The sequence below is a fragment of the Streptomyces sp. NPDC026246 genome, assembly GCF_055567995.1.
Window position 1 is genome coordinate 102,033 of record NZ_JBVHPJ010000012.1, and the last position, 18,419, is coordinate 120,451.

At 65.5% G+C, this 18,419-nt stretch carries 11 protein-coding genes and 2 pseudogenes; 7 read left to right on the plus strand and 6 right to left on the minus strand.

Annotated elements, in window-relative coordinates; translation table 11 throughout:
- The first annotated feature begins 256 nt into the window (after nucleotides 1-256).
- Complete coding sequence (locus tag ACZ4M5_RS27140; protein ID WP_467740416.1) at nucleotides 257-877, plus strand: TetR/AcrR family transcriptional regulator; 621 nt, start codon at nucleotides 257-259, stop codon at nucleotides 875-877.
- A 222-nt stretch (nucleotides 878-1,099) separates the two neighbouring features.
- Here ACZ4M5_RS27140 and ACZ4M5_RS27145 read toward each other — a convergent pair whose 3' ends face one another.
- A complete protein-coding gene (locus ACZ4M5_RS27145; protein WP_467740417.1) occupies nucleotides 1,100-3,031 on the minus strand; it encodes an N-acetylmuramoyl-L-alanine amidase in 1,932 nt (643 codons plus the stop codon).
- A gap of 700 nt (nucleotides 3,032-3,731) precedes the next feature.
- Here ACZ4M5_RS27145 and ACZ4M5_RS27150 point away from each other — a divergent pair.
- On the plus strand, nucleotides 3,732-4,826 hold the full coding sequence (locus ACZ4M5_RS27150; protein ID WP_467740418.1) for a DUF475 domain-containing protein: 1,095 nt from the start codon (nucleotides 3,732-3,734) through the stop codon (nucleotides 4,824-4,826).
- A 225-nt stretch (nucleotides 4,827-5,051) separates the two neighbouring features.
- Here the strand turns inward: ACZ4M5_RS27150 and ACZ4M5_RS27155 are convergent, their stop codons facing one another.
- The 4 genes and pseudogenes from ACZ4M5_RS27155 to ACZ4M5_RS27170 all read right to left on the minus strand — a co-directional run.
- Nucleotides 5,052-6,197 (minus strand): ParB/RepB/Spo0J family partition protein, encoded by a 1,146-nt coding sequence (locus tag ACZ4M5_RS27155; protein WP_467740419.1) that lies wholly within the window; start codon nucleotides 6,195-6,197, stop codon nucleotides 5,052-5,054.
- The gene (locus tag ACZ4M5_RS27160) at nucleotides 6,194-7,456 is read right to left on the minus strand and encodes a ParA family protein (RefSeq protein WP_467740420.1); all 1,263 of its coding nucleotides are present in this window, start codon (nucleotides 7,454-7,456) and stop codon (nucleotides 6,194-6,196) included. Before ACZ4M5_RS27160 ends, ACZ4M5_RS27155 begins: the two co-directional genes overlap by 4 nt.
- Nucleotides 7,457-8,113: 657 nt before the next feature.
- Nucleotides 8,114-8,872: pseudogene (locus ACZ4M5_RS27165) on the minus strand (IS5 family transposase); the annotation flags it as partial.
- Nucleotides 8,873-9,743: 871 nt separating this feature from the next.
- Nucleotides 9,744-10,326, minus strand: a pseudogene (locus ACZ4M5_RS27170) (transposase family protein); the annotation flags it as partial.
- 1,927 nt (nucleotides 10,327-12,253) lie between these two features.
- On the opposite strand from ACZ4M5_RS27170, the gene ACZ4M5_RS27175 reads away from it, so the two are divergent.
- From ACZ4M5_RS27175 to ACZ4M5_RS27185, 3 genes are read left to right on the plus strand one after another with little or no spacing between them, the layout of a single operon-like run.
- On the plus strand, nucleotides 12,254-13,363 hold the full coding sequence (locus ACZ4M5_RS27175) for a bifunctional DNA primase/polymerase (protein WP_467740602.1): 1,110 nt from the start codon (nucleotides 12,254-12,256) through the stop codon (nucleotides 13,361-13,363).
- Nucleotides 13,360-14,886, plus strand: coding sequence for a DNA primase family protein (locus ACZ4M5_RS27180; protein WP_467740421.1), 1,527 nt, complete (start codon nucleotides 13,360-13,362; stop codon nucleotides 14,884-14,886). Before ACZ4M5_RS27175 ends, ACZ4M5_RS27180 begins: the two co-directional genes overlap by 4 nt.
- Nucleotides 14,883-15,284, plus strand: a complete 402-nt coding sequence (locus tag ACZ4M5_RS27185; RefSeq protein WP_145828893.1) for a DUF6009 family protein — start codon at nucleotides 14,883-14,885, stop codon at nucleotides 15,282-15,284. The genes ACZ4M5_RS27180 and ACZ4M5_RS27185 overlap by 4 nt, the downstream gene beginning before the upstream one ends.
- Before the next feature lie 200 nt (nucleotides 15,285-15,484).
- On the opposite strand, the gene ACZ4M5_RS27190 is transcribed toward ACZ4M5_RS27185, so the two are convergent.
- Nucleotides 15,485-16,504 carry an alcohol dehydrogenase catalytic domain-containing protein gene (locus ACZ4M5_RS27190; RefSeq protein ID WP_467740422.1) on the minus strand — a complete coding sequence of 340 codons (1,020 nt, stop codon included), beginning with the start codon at nucleotides 16,502-16,504 and terminating at the stop codon, nucleotides 15,485-15,487.
- Nucleotides 16,505-16,856: 352 nt separating this feature from the next.
- Between ACZ4M5_RS27190 and ACZ4M5_RS27195 the strand changes: the two genes are divergently transcribed.
- Both ACZ4M5_RS27195 and wrbA read left to right on the plus strand, forming a co-directional pair.
- Nucleotides 16,857-17,429, plus strand: a complete 573-nt coding sequence (locus ACZ4M5_RS27195; RefSeq protein ID WP_467740423.1) for a TetR/AcrR family transcriptional regulator — start codon at nucleotides 16,857-16,859, stop codon at nucleotides 17,427-17,429.
- Nucleotides 17,430-17,660: 231 nt separating this feature from the next.
- Nucleotides 17,661-18,272 (plus strand): NAD(P)H:quinone oxidoreductase, encoded by a 612-nt coding sequence (wrbA, locus tag ACZ4M5_RS27200; protein WP_467740424.1) that lies wholly within the window; start codon nucleotides 17,661-17,663, stop codon nucleotides 18,270-18,272.
- Nucleotides 18,273-18,419 lie beyond the last annotated feature (147 nt).

Below are 18,419 nucleotides of genomic sequence, written 5' to 3' on the forward strand. Positions count from 1 at the left end.
GAACGTGCCGCCACGGTGAGCCTTGAGATCTTCCCGTAGCACGTGGTGGTCCGTAGGGCCGGGGTGCGGCGGCGGGACCACGGGCCGGGCCACCGTCCGCCGACTTGCTGTTTCGCCTGCTTCCCATGCAGACAGGCTGCGCCCGCCGCTGTGCGGGTTTCCAGGACCATGTTCCTCTCTGCTGGGAGTCCTGACCTCACAGTCGCTGTCGCGAACGGTCTCGGCAGAAATAGACGGTCGGTCGTATACTCGTGATATGGGACGTACAAGTGAAGCCAAGAACAAGATCCTCCTCGCGGCCCAGTCACTGCTGGGGCAGCGCGGCTACTCGGGCCTGGGTGTCGCCGAGATCTGCAAAGCAGCGGGGGTGCCGAAGGGAAGTTTCTACTACTTCTTCGAGTCCAAGGAAGCTCTGGCGCTGGCCGTGATCGACATGCACTGGGCCGCCGAGCGGCACGACTGGGAGTCGATCCTGCAAGCCGACGACGAGCCCCTGCGGCGGCTGCGGCACTTGCTGGAGGCCACGGAAGCGCGGCAGCGGGAAGGCCAGGGCAGTTACGGGGCCGTCCTGGGCTGCATGTTCGGAAACCTCTCGCTGGAGATGAGCAATCAGGCCGATGCCATACGGTTGCGCCTGCAGGAGATCTTCGAGGCCGAAGTGGACATGGTCGACGCGGTCATCCGGGAGGCTCAGGAACGCGGCGAGGTGACGTTGAGCGACACCCGGGACACGGCCCGCTCCGTGGTCGCTCAGCTGGAGGGGCAGGTGCTCTTCGCCAAGCTCTACAACAACCCCTCCCAGCTCGACACCCTCTGGCAGAGCTGCCGCGCGCTCCTGGGCGTTCACGACGATCAGGCAACAGCCGCCCGGGCATGACCAAGGGTCCGACGAAGACTCGCACCGCCGGATTGCGCAGATCGATGACCGCCATAACGAAGATGAGCATGAAGGCCGTACCGACGCGGCCTGATCGAGGAACGGTCCCCAGACGCCGCCGTGAAGTACGGAGCAGGGAACGTGCTGAAGATCGAGCCCGACAGGCGAGGGACCCGTTGCCGATGTTGCGCGACGGGTCCCTCGTGGTCCGGAAGCAGGCGGTCAGGAGCCGCCGTTCTCCCAGTGCTGGGTCACGGAAGTCGCCGTGACATCGTTCGCGTAGACCAGTGCCACGCGGTGGTTGTACTGGATCGTGTACATCTTCTTGGCGCCCAGGACGACCGTTCCGCTGCTCTTGAAATAGTCGTCGGTGACGGCCGGGGGCTGGGTGGCGACGTACGCCTGGCCCGCCGGGACGGAATACATGCTGAGGGGAGCCTGCTTGGACGGACTCAGACCAGCCGGATATTCGGACACGTCCGGGTAGCTCTGACCGTAGACCGCCACGGGGGCGGTGGCGGCGGGCCGGATGATCTTCACGCCGTAGCTGCGCTTGGCGTTCATGCCGTCAGGGTTGTGGAACCACACCTTCGCGCCGCTGTACCAGATGGCGGTCCAGTCCCCTTGGACCTCGGCGACGACGAACTGCTGGCCCGACTGGGCAGTGCTGCCCCAGTCGTTGATGCGGTTCGTGCCGGCGCCCGTACCGTGGATGGCCTGGTCGCCGAAGAGCGGCGCCGTCTCGCTCGGACCCGTCCGCAGATAGACGAAGTTGGACGCCTGCTGCTTGTCCGTGCAAGCGGTCGTCTCACCGGTCGGGTCGTCGGAGGGGCAGACCTGCACGGTCTGCACGTTGTCGGCGAACGTCGGAGCGATCGTCACCACCGAACCCACGGCGGGGACCCCGTGCAAGCCGCTGATCGGGCGGTCGAGCAACTGCATGAAGTGGCCCCAGTCCCAGCCGTTGCCCGGGTCCCAGTGCATACCGGACACATAGGCGTCGGCCGGTCCGGCAACGTTGTCATGCCCCACGATGTGCTGCCGGTCCAGCGGGACGTCGAACCGTGCCGCGAGGTACTTCACCAGTTCGGCCGTGGCCTCGTACTGCGCCTCGGTGTACCACTTGGCGCCCTGCGCCGCGTAGCCCTCGTGTTCGATGCCGATGGAGTGCAGGTTCGTGGAGTAGTTGCCGGCGTGGAAGGCGATGTCCTTCGTCGGCACCATCTGGGTCACCGCACCGTCGGAAGAGCGCATCACATAGTGCGTCGCTGCCGAGTTGGTGGGCTGGGCCAGTCCCCTGACACCGGCGTCGTACGTGGTCTCCAGGTCGTGGATGACGATGGTGTCGATCCGGATGCCATTGGCGGGCCGGTCGGCGACCTGGACACCTGCCGGCGAGCCGGGCACGAAGGTGCACTGCACCGTCGGCGGGCACTCCGTGGTGGCCGCGTCCGACGCCTTGAGGTGCAGCCGGTCCACCTGCGAGGTGGCCGGGCGGACGGAGGGCGTGGCTTCCAGTCGGATGCGCTGACCGTCCTGGGTCACACCGGCGGCGCCCTTGCCGATCATCGTGAAGACGCGGTCGGCGAAGGCCACCGCGGCCCGCTTCTGCGGCGACTGGCTGTAGCGGGCCACGGCGCCGTACCACTGGGACACGTCGGCGGGCGTGCTGCCGGTCACCTGCTTCTGATACGAGGCGATCAGGGCGGCACCGCCGCGAATGTTCGCCGCCGGGTCCCGGCGAAGCCGGTCCGCGGACATGCCGGTCAGCTTCGCGGCGGTCTGCAGCGTGTGCAGAGCGGGGTTCGCGGCCAGGGATGCGAGGTCGGCGCGGCCCGCTGCGCCGGCGTCGCCGCCGGCCATCATCTCCGGCGTGACGTCGGTGAGATGCATGGGGCCAAAGCCACCGTCGGCGCTGGGCATCGCACCGTGGGCGTCCCAACCGGACTCCTGATAGGCCACGCCGAGCAGGACATTGACGGGAACGTCGTACTCTGCCGCTGCGGCGGCGAAGTCCTGCTGTCGCGCGGCGGGGACGGCGTCTGCTCCGGTGTCGGCAAGGGCGGTGAACTGCACGGTGGCCAGACCGCCTGCGACCAGCGTACCCACCGCAAGGGCCATGGGGAGTCGCAGCCGCCTCTTTCTCTTGTGCAAAGTGCTGATCCTTATACGGAGATGGACGGTCGCCGGCTACGCCGCGACCTGGTCGTCGAGGGGAACGTGGTGCAACCCGGCCCGAGGCGAAAGATGCCTGTCCTCGGTCCCCCCGGGAGCACTCGGGCGACGCGACAGCGGACGGCCGGTGCCGGTCCGCAGGAGCAACGCCGTACGCCGCTCCCCCGGGCGCCTCCCGGCTGACGGGCCTCACCGGATCGTCGGTCACGTCGTTCACACCGTGTCCCGCACCCGGTGCCGTGACCAGACCCCGAGACGGTCCGACCCGGGCCCGATATCGGCGTCAACTGCCGCCCGGCCTCCGCTGATAGCGGGGGCTCGCGCCACAGTCGGTGTCCAATGCCCAGGTACCTTACGTCTTTCGCACGGCACCGCAGGCGCCAAGCTGGACGTCTCTCATGTCATTGGTTGCCCTGCACAGGAGGTCGCCACTGCTTTCGGATGGAGCGGGCTCATAGGCACGACCCCACCTTTTGTTGTTGGGTCAAGTATTGCACAGGGCTGGGCGCCTGTTGAGCACACGAGACGCCCCTTCACATTCCGTTCCCACACAACCCGCGCGGCGCACACACTCTCATCCGGTATCAGGTTATGACCAAGGTAGACATCGATATCGGCGGGACCGCGTGGTGCAGACGCCACGTTCTGGGACCGCACCGACAACAGGAGTGACCGGCCCATGCTGTTGCGGACGTTCCGATGGGCTTTCGCTGTCACCGCTCTGGGTCTGGCGGCCGGAGTGCTGTACGAGGGATGGACCGCCTTGGGGGTCGTGGTCATCCTCGCCGTGCTCGAGGTCTCACTGTCCTTCGACAACGCGGTGATCAACGCCGGGATCCTGAAGAAGATGAGCGCCTACTGGCAGACGATCTTTCTGACTGTCGGCATCCTGATCGCCGTCTTCGGCATGCGACTGGTGTTTCCCGTGGCAATCGTGGCGATCAGCGCTCGGCTCGGACCGATCGAAGCCGTCCATCTCGCCCTCAACGACAAGGGTCGCTATGAGGAGTTGGTGACCGACGCGCATCCGTCGATCGCCGCATTCGGTGGCATGTTCCTGCTGATGATCTTCCTCGACTTCATCTTCGAGGACCGGGACATCAAGTGGCTGGGCCGGCTGGAGCGCCCGCTGGTCAAGCTCGGCAAGGTCGACATGCTGTCGGTCTGCATCGCCCTGATCGTCCTCCTGATGGCCTCGATCACGTTCGGCGCCCACGCCCACCAGCACGGCGGCACCCATGCCGACAAGGCGGAGACAGTGCTGTTCGCCGGCATCGGAGGTCTGATCGCCTACATGGTCGTCGGCGGCTTGTCGGGCTTCTTCGAAGCACGCCTCGAACAAGAGGAGATCCGTGAACACCAGGCCGCGCAGCGCACACGCACCGGACCCACGGGGGCCGTTGCACTCGTCGGCAGGGCCGCGTTCTTCATGTTCCTCTACCTGGAGGTCCTGGACGCGTCCTTCTCCTTCGACGGCGTGATCGGCGCCTTCGCCATCACCAACGACATCGTCCTGATGACCCTGGGCCTGGGCATCGGCGCCATGTACGTCCGATCGCTGACGGTCTACCTGGTCCGCCAAGGCACCCTGGACGACTACGTCTACCTGGAGCACGGCGCGCACTACGCCATCGGCGCGCTCGCCACGATCCTGCTGGTCACCATCCAGTACGAGATCAACGAAATCATCACCGGTCTCATCGGCGTCGTCCTCATCGGCGCCTCCTTCTGGTCCTCCGTCCGCCGCAACAAGGCACTGGCAAGCGTCTCCTGAAGCCACAACCCACGGGCCGGGCCGTTTGCCCCCGCAAGAAGCGCCGTCTGTGAGGACATTCCACCCCGGTTTCCCCACTCCCCCACTCCCCCTGCGCCAGGAAGAGAGCGTCCCTCATGGGCTGCTCCTCCCGCTGGACCGGGTAGGGCAGTGGCTGCCGGTGGGGGCGATGGACGTCAGGACACGCCCTCACCGGCGCAAGAGGAATCGAGCGGCCGGTCAGTGCTATCCGGCTTCGGTGATGGTCCTCTCCGCGAGGGATCGCACCAATTCGGCCAGCCGTTCCGGGTCCCGGTTGGCTGCCTTCATGCTCAGGAAGCGCAGGAGGCTGAAGAAGACGTCATCGCTCTCGATCTTGTGGTCCAGGAGCATCGCGAGAGCACCCGGCTCGTCATATGGGACCCGCCGGGCACGCTGCTCGTCACCGCCCGCAGCAGGGGCATCCGACCGCGCGGCCGGAGTCACGGTGTCTGCCCGCGGCTCGGGCACAGCCTTGGCGGACGGCCGAGCCTCTGTCGCGCCTTCCGTCTCCTCCGGTACCGTCGACTCCGCCTCGCCCCCGGCATCCGTGACGCCGATCGCCGCTACTACGGCGTCATGCACGGTTGCGGCAGGGGGTTCCTCGACCGAGGGTGGGGTGCTGCGGTCCTTCTTCTTCGCTGCCTCTTTTCTGGCGCGCTCGTCCTTCAGAGCCTGAAGGGCCTTTTGCTGGACCTCCGGGGGCTTGTTCCCTACCGCTCGCAGAAGATCGATGGGTTCCTCACTGATCCGTGCCTGAAGCTCGGGAGTGAGATTCAGCAGGGCGAGTCGCTGAGACACCCATCCCTGCGAGCGGTGTAGCCGCTTGGCCAAAGCAGTCTGGCTGCCGTGGATGGCCAGAAGCCGCTGCAGTGCTCGAGCCTCATCGAGCTCTTCAAGGTCCTGCCGGTGGATGTTGGCGACGAGAGCCGACTCGAGCAGTTCCTCGGATGTGGTGCCCTCGTCGTCACTGACCATGACCTTGATCGTGGTGAGCCCTGCTTCGCGGGCCGCCGCGAGTCGGCTGCTGCCGTCGATCACGACGTAGGTGGTGTCGGGTTCGAGGTCTGCTTCACGGTCCGGATTGGCCTTGAGGTAGGCGTCACGGTTCATCACGGTGATCGCCTGCTTCTGACCATGCGTCTTCAAGCTTCCGGCGAGGTCAGTCAGGTCGCCGAGAGTGGAACGGGGGTTGTCGGGATTGGTGCTGATGCGGTCGAGAGGAAGTACTGATGGCGGAGCGACGCCATCAGTGGGTACCCCGGTAGCGGCAGCGACCGCTTGACGGCGAGCGCTGACGGGCCGCGCTCCCCCACCGAAGCGGCCGGCTCCCAGCTGGTCGGCCTTACTCATGCGATCTCCCTGGCCAGTGCGCGCATGCCGATCGCCTGCTGAGACCTCGGAGCGTATGAGAGCAGTGGCTGCTTCATGCGAACCGCTTCCTTCTGTTCCTTGAGATCTCCGATGAGCCCCACGACACGCGGATCCTTTATGTCGACCCATCCCTGTAGAGAGGAAGTGGCGATGTAGCCGCGTCGTGAGTCGTACAGGTTGACGACGATGCCGAGGTAGTCGACGTCGATCTGCAGGTCACCGCGCAAGTCCTCGATCTGCGTGGTGAGCAGCTCGTAAGCGTCCGCCGAACTGTCCTCCGCCTGCACGACGATAAGGGCGCCCGACTGCCCGGGCTTTTCACCCTCCCGGCGGCGCCCGTAGTAGGAAGCCGCGTCCATGCTCAGACCCAAGCTGGGCGGACAGTCGACGAGGATGACGTCGTAGTCGGCTTCGAGCGGTGCCAGAGCGCGCTCGAGCGCGGCCTCCCGAGCCCGTACTGCGGAGAGTCGGACATCGAGGAGGAAGGCGTCGTTGCACGCGGGCAGCAGGTGAAGTCGGCCCCCGAAAGTGGCGTCGTCGATGGAGACGACGAGGTCCCGCAAGTCACCCTTGGGATCACCCGCCATGTGGTTGGTGAGGCTGTCACCGTTCATGGGCAGGGGACTCGCGCCGAGTTGGTTGGTCAGATGGCACTGCGGATCAAAATCGACGAGGAGCACGCGAAGACCCAGACCGGGCAGGTTCTCAATGTCGAGGGGGTCCCCGGTGAGCTGGTCGCCCTGCTCGACCTCACTGGCTCGCAGCGCCTTGGCCAATGCCTTGGCGATCTGCACGCTGTGCAGCGTATTGGGGTCCTCAGCGAGCGCTTCACCAAGGCCGGCGGTAATGGCGGTCTTCCCGACTCCTCCCTTCTGGTTGCACACGATGATGCGCCGGGTGATCTCAGGGCGTTCGACGTCGGGCGCCGGATGCGTGTCGAGCCACAGCTGAACGGACTGAGCCAGGCCCTGAATAAGGGAGATACGACGGTCGGCGACCACCTGCCGGAAGTCCTCCCACTGGCCCGGCGGAAGGAAAGTGGAGAAGGAGTCGGCGCCGGACGTGTCGACAGGAGTCGTGGTGGAAGCCAGGCCGCACCAATCCCTGATGCCCTGTTCGACGGCTGCCTGAATCTCGACACCGCGTTGCGCGGCTCTGACCTTGAGGTTCTGCCGGAGCCATCCCGGCAGTTTGGAGACGACCTTCTCGCGGTCGCTGGACGTGGCTGGCGAACTCATAGGAGACACCTTACTAACGCATTCGCTTCATCGCTGCACCGACACGTTAGCAACCAGGAAGACTAGGGTGACAATCTCTACATACTCAGGCATATCTGGCACAGGCTCACCGTGATGCTCCCGCCCGTCTATTACGACGTAATAGAGGTCAGCGCGATTCCCCCTCCTCTCCCCCGGCCGCACCCTCTCCCCCCCCTCCTCACCATCCGCCATCCCGGCTTGGGTCGCGCGGGTGAACCAACTCGCGTGAGTCAGAGGGCTGCTGCTATTACGCCGTAATAGATCGACACAGCGTCACGCCCCAACTGCCGCAGCGACTGCGAGACGGACAGGCCGATCCGACGAGCAGAAGCCGCTGAGCGCAAAATCGCTCCTGACGAAAAATCTGATGGATCGTCAGTTAGTGAGTCAGCTGGCCGTGCTGCCACAAAACCGGCATCACTTGACTTGGTCCGCGCTCCGCCGCGCTTCACCTGACGGGCCTCAACAGCGGACCTAACCGGGGGACATCGCTGTGGACTCTGCCGATCGACGTTGCGGGCCAGCAGCAGCCCATGACACTCAACGCTCAGGCTGGGACGGGAGACGGAGGCAAACAGACTGCTGAGGCCGGTGCGGGGAACCGATCCCGACAACCAAGTCTGGCTTTGATGATGGCAGGGCCTTGTTGTGCTTGAGCTTGTTGAAGCAACGCTCGACGAGGTTGCGGCGCCGGTAGGCGGCCCGGTCGAGTCGGCAACGGCTTACTCCGCGTCCGGTGCGGCCGTTGATCTGGTCGATCCATGCCAGGATCGCGACTTTGACGCCTCGCCTGCGTAGGTAGGAGCGGATCTTCGTGAACGAGTAGCCCTTGTCCGCGACGACCGGCTCGGGTCGCGTCCTGGGCCGTCATGGCCCGCATCGGCCGACGCTGATGCGGGCCATGACCTGATCGAACTGGGTGCAGTCGTTGACGTTGCCGGCAGTGATCGTGAAGGCGAGCGGTCGGCCCTGTCCATCGCAGGCGAGGTGAATCTTGGTGGTCAGCCCGCCGCGGGACCGGCCGATCGCCTCGTCCCCGGTCAGAGCCCTCTTTTCGGGCCCCGGCCGCGTGCTGGTCAGCCCCTACGGTCGTTAAGTCGACGCATGCACGCTCCAGCCGACGGCACCGACGGCGTCGGAGTGCTGTTGGACGTGGGCAAGGAGTCGGTGCCAGGTGCCGTCGGCCGACCAGCGGCGGAGGCGTTCGTAGACCGTCTTCCGCGGGCCGTAGCGTTCGGGCAGGTCCCGCCAGGCCGCCCCGGTGGACAGCTTCCACGGGATTCCGTTGACCACATGACGGCGATCCCGCGGCCGGCCCGTTCGCGGCGGGGCCAGCAACGGCTCGATCACCGCCCACGACTCGTCAGGCAGCTCATGACGACCACCACGAACCATTCAACCGACCACCACACTTCGCGGACACAACCTAGCCGGGGCTGACTCCTTCCTTGTCTCGACCGCATGCTGGTGGGCCCCTCGGGCGTGGATTCGAAGCCGGTCCAGCTGGTTGATCAGTGGTCGGCAACAACCTTCAGACCGCGTTCGGGGGGCCGCACCGCTCGATCACTTCCCAGGGCCGGGGTCTATTACGACGTAATAGACCAGCCTTCGGCGAGCAAGGTACCTGTGACAGCGGGGGAGTAGCCCTGAGGGGCGTCAAGGCTCGGGCTGCGAAGTCCCACGAGCGTGCCCACTCCATTACGGCGTAATGGCTGAGAGGGTCATTGAGACCGTAGACGCCAGACTCGGCTCATCCCGGCCGGTCATTACGTCGTAATGACCGGCAGAACCGGTGGCACATCGACAGCCTGATCCCTGTATCCCTTACTAGTGACGCGAGTCCGAGATTCGTCGTAGCCGGTCATGAGTCGTCCAGGCAGGCAGTGCTGGAGGGCGCCGAAGGCCACTCAATCATGGAGGTGTCCCGCTGGCTGCGGATCGTTGCCGACACGGTCCGCACATGGAACAAGGTTGATGGCCGCAGCCACGGGAATGCGCAGTCAAACATCTCGCGGATCGGGTGAGCTCTCACACTGGCGCCGCACCGGTCGCACAAGGTTCCTCGCAGCGCTGGACAGCGCTGGACCGTCTCAACGCCAACTTCGACCCCGATGCCGGCCTGTCGCTGCTCCGACTTACTGATCGTTCCAGGGCTTGCTCCGCGCGAGGTGTGCGAGACAAAGACGGCCCGCTGGCGACAGCAGTTACCCGAACTCACCGCGCTCGACTGGCCTTCAGAGCCCACCACCCTGCCCCTGTCTCCATCTGGTGTGCGGAGTCGACGCAGACAGATGACGCTGCAGGCGCGTTGTAGCAGACCGACGTGGAGGTCAGCGTGCCGTTCCTCACGGATACGGAGTCGCTTGAACTGGTACAGCCAGGCAAGGTGCGCTCGACAACCCAGCGCACCTTGCTTGCGAAGAGACCGTCTTCCCACGCCCCGGATCAGTAGGACCGCGTCCAGCAGCGGCAAAAGCTGGGTGACGTCGCGTCAGTTGCCACCGGTGAGTGTGACGGAGAATTGGGTGCCGTGCCTGTCGACGATCAGATGGTGCCTCAAGCCAGGACGCACGCGGTCGACAGGCGAGGGCCCGACGCGATCCCCCCTTTCAGAGTTCGGACGTGCCAGCCGTCCACGGCTCAGTCATCCAGGTCCAGCAGAGCCGCGCGGCGCAGCTCGGACAACAGGGTGGCGTGCAACCTCGGCCGGACGTCTGCCTTGGTCGAGTCGCGCAGCCGACGCCACGCGGTCACCCCGGAGCAGCCCAGTGCCTCCGCAGGGAGGTCGCGTCAGGCAACACCGGTTCGCAACCCGTACATACTCCCGGGAGGGCTGCCCGGTCTGGGACACGCAGTCAGCCGGGATAGCGCTGCTTGTTTCAAGACGAGCCTCACGGAACATTGGTCCCCTCAAGTCTGAGGAGTACTTGTACAGTCTCACCCTTGAGATCGTTTGAGATCGTTGGTCCGCCAGGTCGCGTACAGCTGGGCTACAGCGGCGACACAGCCCACATCGACCGAAGCCTTCGCTCGGCTGAGCAGCACTTCGAGTGGTCACAATGGGATTTGAGCTAGCGGATCGCCCGGTGAACCACGGAAGGGCTGCCTGCTACGGGGGAGTCGGCCAGGTGAATGGCTGCAATCGGTCAAGGCCGGGCCGACCTACTGCACCCTCTCTGCGCTTGGACAGGGGTCTCGTCAGATCAGGGGGCCCCTCCCTCTTCGCGTATTACGACGTAATAGCTCGCCTCGAGAGTCGCTCAGACCTGGCGTATCGCCACTCACCATGCAACGTCAGCCTTCACCTCGCCCGTTGATGCAGTGACCAGAGCGGGGGAGTGCAGTGACGCTGCAGGACTCTTCGTGACAGCACGGGTCCCGGGCTGTCTGGAGCGGAGGGCTCCCATTCGCGGCACGAACTAGAGCGATGTCCCCATGCGTAATGCCAGTGACCCGAGTCAGGGTGGGTCAGACGACAACAGGTTCTGTTCTTGCTCCCTGCCCTCGTCAGTCCTGAAGATCAAGGGCAGAGCACTCGCCGGGCAACGGCAACGCGCTGAAGATGATCGCCCGGCCAGAACTCGACGCTCCCGCTACCCCGAGGCGTCGGACACGAATGGGGCGAAACGAGCGACACAGCAGTCAGCAGGCACGGCCTCCTGGAATCACCGAGTCGATCCCCAACTGAAGAGCGTCCGCAGAATCGTTTCTGGACAAGAATCTGATGGGTTATCAGGTGCTGGATGTTCGGGTCCCCACATCTTCGTCGACGACAACTACCGACCTTCACCAGCAGGGACGACGTGACTGCTTCCGTGGCTGCGGCGACCAGCGCACCGCAGTGGGGGAGAGGCGCTGGACTGGCGTGGGACTTACCGGCTCCTAACGAGGCTTCACTCGACGAGAGCTTGCCGACCCGACTTCGGGGCATTCACCCAGCCAACCGCCGGGAAAGCAGCCCATCTACCGCAGGACGTCATGGTCCCGCAGGGCCACATCGAAGTCGACTTCATCGGAGGCATGCAAACGGAAGCACACCAACACAGCCGCAGTAGGCCTCGCACGGGTTCCCACTACGACGTCGAAGACTTCTGCCTGACTGCCGGCGAGGGCTCGGGATCCGCACGTGCGGGCTCGAACCTCCCCCAGGGGGGTACCCACCCCCTGCGGTGAGACCAGTACGGCCTGCGGAGAAACCTGGGTCACTCGTTCACGCAGACTCACCGAGGAGAGGACTCCGGGTCGGACTGTAGGGTCGCTACGTCTTTGTGCCCCACTGAAGGAACCAGACCAGCGGTCCTCACGAGGCAATCCCCGACCTTCGGTCGCTTTGGTCGCTTCGGTCGCTGGGATGCATTCGGCCCTGAGACTGAAGAACAGCGACTCAGCGACTCTTCAGTCGCTACCGTCGGTCTCAATAAACATGCAGGTCAGAGGCATGATCAAGACGCAACAGCGACTGAAGCGACTCAAGTTCCGGGTATATGAAGACATTCGCGTGTGCGCGTGTGTGTCATATATAGCAACCTTCAGTCGCTTCAGTCGCTGTTGGTTCAGCTGTATGCTGCTTGACCTGGGGTTTTACTCCCGACTGAAGAGCAGCGACTGAAGTGCTCTCAGTCGCTGCCCCCCGGGTACGGTCGCTGCTGGCTGTCCTTCAGGACGGTTCGCCGACACGGTGCAGCAGGTCTTGCGCACGGGCTCCATGACCTCACCGGCCACATTCGCTAGGCTATGTTCATCGTTGAGTCGCTTCGGTCGCTGATTGGGGAACAAATGCCCGCTGAGCTGCGGTTTTCTCGCAGCGACTCAGGCGAGCTCGCTCCGCGGCACTCAGTCGCTGACCTTGCCCTTGCCACTGCGCGCTGGTGTGCGCGCCGTGGCTGGCCCGTTCATCCGCTCGCCCCGGGCCGCAAGACTCCGGCCGCCAATTGCAGCGACTGTCGCGCACATCCCCATTCACCGTCCCTCTGCCCCTGCATCCCGGCAGGCCGGTGGTGTCATGGCTTCCACTCCGCGACTCTTGACCAGGACCGTATCCAGCGGTGGTGGCGGGCCAACCCGAAGTTCGGCATCGGCGTTTCGTGTGGTCGAGCGGGGCTGGTGGTCATCGACATCGACGCGCACCTGGTCCAGCCCCCCACACGGGACCGGATTCTTCCCGGCATCCCCATTGCCGACCACATCGATCTCACCGGGCTGTCCAACGGATTCCACACGCTTGCCGTCCTGGCCGCTCTACGGGGGCAGCCAAGCCCGGCGGAGGACACATCCACGTTGAGGGTGCGCACCCCGTCAGGAGGCCTGCACGTCTGGTACCGCGCCGGGGACCATCGACGCTGGCAGTCGTCTGTAGGTTCCAGCTCCGGCCGGGCGTTGGCCTGGCAGGTGGACGTTCGAGCCCATGGGAGCTACATCATCGCTCCCGGCACCATGACGCAGCAGGGTGCATACAGGCCCGTCGGCGACGTCCGTGAGCCGGCACCTCTCCCGCTCTGGCTGAGCCAGGAGTTGGAGAGGACCGGCCACCTGCCCGCTCCCAGCATCCCTGCCCCCCGACCCGTCCCCCCTCGAGCCAGACAGGCCGTGCTGGCTGCTGGAGGACTGCAAGAGTCTCAGCTCCTTGCCTCCATCCTGGCTCCTGTGGAGAGCTGCGGGCAGGTGACCGAAGGCGCAGGGTTCTCGGATGCGCTCAACCGGGCTGCGTACACCCTGGGCGGGCTCATCGCGGCGGGCCGTTTGGCCCAGGAAGAAGCCGAGCGCGTTCTCAAGGAAACGGCGATCACAGCTCGCCCCGGACAGGAGCACCGCATCGAGCAGATCGTTCGCAGTGGTCTCACCGCAGGTCTCAAACGCCCGCTCTATGACAACGGGAGGCGCCCATGACGGCGCCCCGGCCCGAGGCACTCTTCGAATTCGACCCCGAAGCCGTAGCCGCGCAAATCCGAGCCCAGGGCACCGCCGCCGTGCCCCGGCCCACGCAAGCCGAGGCGGGTAGGACCCTGGTCGGTGAGGCGACGGCTGACGGTTTGCTTCCCGACACCCTCTCCGACCGAGGCAATGCCAAGCTGTTCGTCAAGCTGTACGCCAATGACTACCGGCACGTGCCCGGCATCGGCTGGTACCGCTGGGACACCACGCGTTGGCAGATCGATGAGGACGACACCGTCCTCTGGGCGGCCGGTGATCTGGCGGAGAGCATTGCCACTCATGACCCTCGGGGGACCTTCACGACGAGTGCCCTGCAGAACCACCGTCGTCGTGCGCTGTCCACCACCGGGATCAACGCCATGCTCTCGCAGGCCAAATCCGCTCCCGGTATGGTCCTCAACGCAGCCCGCCTCGACGCCGATCACTACGCGTTGTGCACCCCGGTCGGCATCGTCGATCTGCGCACCGGGATGCTGAAGACGCCCGATCCCAACAAGGACTTCCATTCCCGCTCCACCACTGTGGGGCCCCTGCACACCGTCACGCCTCGATGGGAAAGATTCCTCACGGACACCTTCGGCGACGACGCCGAGGGCCGGGAGATGATCGACTACCTGCAACTGCTGCTTGGCTATTCGCTCACGGGTGATGTCGGCGGTCAGGTCCTGCCGTTCCTCTTCGGATCGGGCAAGAACGGCAAGTCGGTCCTTTTGGACGTTCTGATGAAACTCCTCGGTGACTACGCCGACGCGGCCCCTCCCGGCTTTCTCATGGCGCGGCCGTACGAGGGCCACCCCACCGACCTGGCCGAGTTGCACGGCCGGCGCGTCATCGTGTGTTCGGAGGTCAAGCCCGGCGACAAGTTCGACGAGGCCCGGGTCAAGTTGCTGACCGGCGGGGACCGGATCAAGGCCCGTCGTATGCGCCAGGACTTCTTCAGCTTCGAGCCGACCCACAAACTGTGGCTGCTGGGCAACCACCGTCCTGAAGTCGGCACCGGCGGTTTTGCGTTCTGGCGACGCATGCGTCTGATCCCCTTCGAGCGGGTCGTTCCCGATCACCGGAAGATCGACAATCTCGCGGACATCCTTGTCACGGAGGAGGGGCCGGGGATCCTGGGCTGGCTCATCGACGGTGCACGCCGCTACCTCGCGGGTGACCGCGATCTCACGGGCCCCGAACGTGTCCGTATCGCCACCACCGCCTACGCGGAAACCGAGGACCACACCGGTCGGTTCTACGAGGAATGCTGTGTACTCGGTTCCGAGTTGAGAGCAGAGCAGACGGCGCTCTACGCGGCCTACAAGACGTGGTGCCAGAATGAAGGGGCGCCGGTCATGACCTCGAGGGCCTTCGCTGCTCGTACACGGGAACTCGTAGGACTGGCTTCGCCGAAGGAGATGATCCTGTCCAATCAGCGCAAGCATTACCCGGGCATCGGACTGCTCGACGACCAGGAAAGGGCTGCAGGCGCATGAGCTCCCTGATCACTGAGGACGAGATCAGCCACGAAACACAGCTCGTCTGGCTGGAAGACGTAAACGACCTCGACTACGTCCGTCAGAGCCTGGACAGGCTTCCCACCCGCAAGGGCAAACCCGCTTATCACCGTGACGGCCGCATGGTGGGCTACGCACTTCTGAACACTACGGCGAAGGCGTCCCGCGCCTCCGGCACCTTTCGCCGCCGGGTTTTCTGGCTTCTGCCGCATGATCGTGACAGCCAACCGGACGGGCTGTACGCGAAGAGCGCTCCCGCCGAAGCGGTCGACCCCCGGACGTTGGAGCCGCGGGTGAAGGGTTACAAAACCGAGCGTTCCGAAGGCGGTCCTCCGTCCAGTGCCATGCAGCAGCTGGGCATAACGCTGCCCTTGTGACGAGGGCCGGCGACCTTTGCCACGCGGAGTGACGAGGGGCCTACCCCGGTACCTCACGGCATCCCTGAAGCCCCGACGACGAGCCCGAGGATACCGACGGGACCACGTATTCGGAGGACGTGGTCCCGTCGCCCTGTGGCCCTGCGCGGGCAGTGCTTGGACGGGGCCGGAAACCTCGGTTCACCGGCCCGGGCCGCCGCTCAGGCGGCTGTGAGGTCCAGCACGACGCGGAAGCGGGCCTTGCCCGACAGCATGCGTTCGTAGCCCTCTGCAGCCTGAGTGAAGGGGATGACCTCGACGCTGGGCCTGATGTCGTGCGCCAGGCTGAAGGCGAGGTTGTCCTCGTTCTCGATGGAGGATCCGGTCAGACTGCCCATGACCGTGCGGGTGCCGAAGATCAGGTCCGGGGTGGCGATCGTCAGAGGGTCGGGTGCTGCCCCGACCACGACCAGCCTCCCGTTCGGGGCGAGGCCCCGAACAAGAGGGTTCATGGACGCGCCGCTGGACGACGTGGCGACGATGATCGAAGCCCCGCCCAGGGCGGCGAGCTCTGCCCCCGGGTCGGTACGGGAGCTGTCGATGTACTCGTGGGCGCCCAGCTGCCGGGCGTACGTCTCCTTTTCCTCACCGCGCGCGATCGCGACGACACGGTAGCCGAGGCTGCGCGCGTACTGCACGGCCAAGTGGCCCAGACCCCCGATGCCCTGCACGGCGACGAGTGCTCCGGCTCGGGTGAAGCCCTGCTGGAGCGCGGTGAACGTGGTCAAACCCGCGCAGAGCAGGGGAGCGGCGTCCGTCGTGGGGATGCCGTCGGGAATGCGCACGAGCCCGCTGGCTCGGGCGTGGACGACCTCGGCGTATCCGCCGTCGACCGTGGTGCCCGTTTGTTCCTGGTTGGCACAATTGACGAAGTCACCCCGTCGGCACGGCTCGCATTCCCAGCAGTGCCCGTTCAGGAAACCGACGCCGACGCGGTCCCCGGGCTGCCAGGCGGAGACTCCGGCGCCGACCGCGTCGATGACGCCCACGATCTCGTGCCCCGGGACGATGGGACGGGACGGGTCTTCGCGCAGGCCTTCGATGGCCAGGACGTCGGTGTGGCAGATTCCGCAGGCTTCGACCCGCAGACGCACCTGCCCGGGTCCCGGATCGGTCAGCTCGCGCTCGACAAGTTGAAGGTTGTGGACGCCGGTCGCTTCGAAAGCCCGGTATGTCGACATGCTCGCTCCTCATGTTGCTTCGGCCAGATACGTAGAGGTGAACCGGTCTCGCATGTGGCTTCTCAGCACATCACGATGAGCGTGCGGCCGCCTCCGTTGACGACGGCATACAAAATGACCAGTCGACTTGGACCTTATCCCATCGTGCCGCTCCCACCGGGCTGGGGGAGGGGCGGCGGAGGGAGCCCCTGCTGACAACGCGGCACAATCAGAGGTGGTGCACGAGTAGACTTATGTGGTCGGTCATCTCAGCGTTTGCAGGTTCCAGGTCCGGCCTGTCTTCGGCGTCGTGCCCTCGGGGCGCGGTGGCACGCACGACGTGACAATGCGGGATTCCAAGGAGGCCAGAGCAATGGGGCGAGCGTCCAAGCGTGAGGAGATCGCCGAGGCGGCGTTCCAGCAGTTCCACGCACGGGGCTTCAACGCGACAGGGATCAACGACATCACCAAGGCCGCGGGAGTGCCCAAGGGCTCCTTCTACAACCACTTCTCCAGCAAGGAGGAGAGCGCCCTGGAGGCGCTGAGCCGGTACGCGGACACGCTGCGTTTCGACATGCTCACAGCGCCGGGCAGCCCTCCGCTGGACAGGCTTCGCGCGCATTTCGAGTTCTTGAGTCGAGACGTCCTGGACAACGGGTTCGTTCGCGGCTGCCTGGTGGGCAACTTCGGCGCGGAGGTAGCTGATCACAGCGAGGAGATCCGGTCCGCGGCGAAGAGGGGCTTCGACGGGTGGGCCGATCGGTTGCGGCAGCTGCTCACCGAGGCGCAGGAGGCCGGCGACCTCAAGGATTCCCTCGATGCTGAGGCAACCGCGCTGTTCATTCTCAGCGCCTGGGAAGGGACGCTGATCGCGGCGAGAGTCGACAAGTCTGCGGCGCCTGTGGAGGCGTTCTTCCGGACAGTCTTCGAGGTCGTCCTGCGCTAGTCACGCGGTCGCCGTCCTGTCGGCGACCGCCCTGCCCCGGATCGCACTCGCCCCCCGGGGGCTGGAGGAGCGAGACGAAGCCGGCCGACGTCTGCGGCCTATGAAACGGCGCCTCGCGACAAAGATCTGGGACCCCTGAAAATCGACACTTGACGTTAGGCGACCGGTCGTCTAGCTTAGGAGACCGGTCACCTAGTGGTGGTCGGCCCGACTCGTCGAAGGAACGTCTTCATGTCCACTCCCGTCAAGCTCGCTGTCGTCTACTACTCCTCCACCGGCACCATCACGGAGATCGCCAAGGAACTCCACGACGCCGGTGTGAAGGCCGGCGCCGATGTCCGTCTCCTCAAGGTCGCCGAACTGGCCCCTCAGGCCGCCATCGACTCCAACCCCGCCTGGGCCGCGAACCACGCCGCCACCGCCGGGATTCCGGAGGCCACCGCCGCCGACATCGAGTGGGCCGACGCCGTCATCTTCGGCACGCCCACCCGTTTCGGCAACGTCTCCTCGCAGCTGAAGCAGTTCATCGACACGCTGGGTGGTCTGTGGGCCGAGGGCAAGCTCGCCGACAAGATCTACAGCGGCTTCGTGTCCTCCGCCACCGCGCACGCCGGCCAGGAGTCGACCCTGCTCGCCCTCTACAACTCGATTCACCACTTCGGCGGCCTCACGGTCACGCCGGGCTTCACCGACCCGAACAAGTTCACCGACGGAAACCCCTACGGCACGTCGCACGTCGACGCGCAGGGCGCCAACCCGGTGGACGATGTCACGCGCACCGCCGCCCGCATTCAGGCCGAGCGTGTCATCAAGATCGCGAGTGCGATCAAGGAAGCTGCCTGACACCGGACCGTGTCAGTGTCGGCCATGGTTGGTCCGCCTTAGCCGGCGGAACCTGGGTTTTCAGGTCATCGGGCGTACGGAGGCTCACTTCGTGAGTACTCCGACGCCCGCCCGGCGCCGGTTCGAGTGTCGACCGGAGAGAACGGG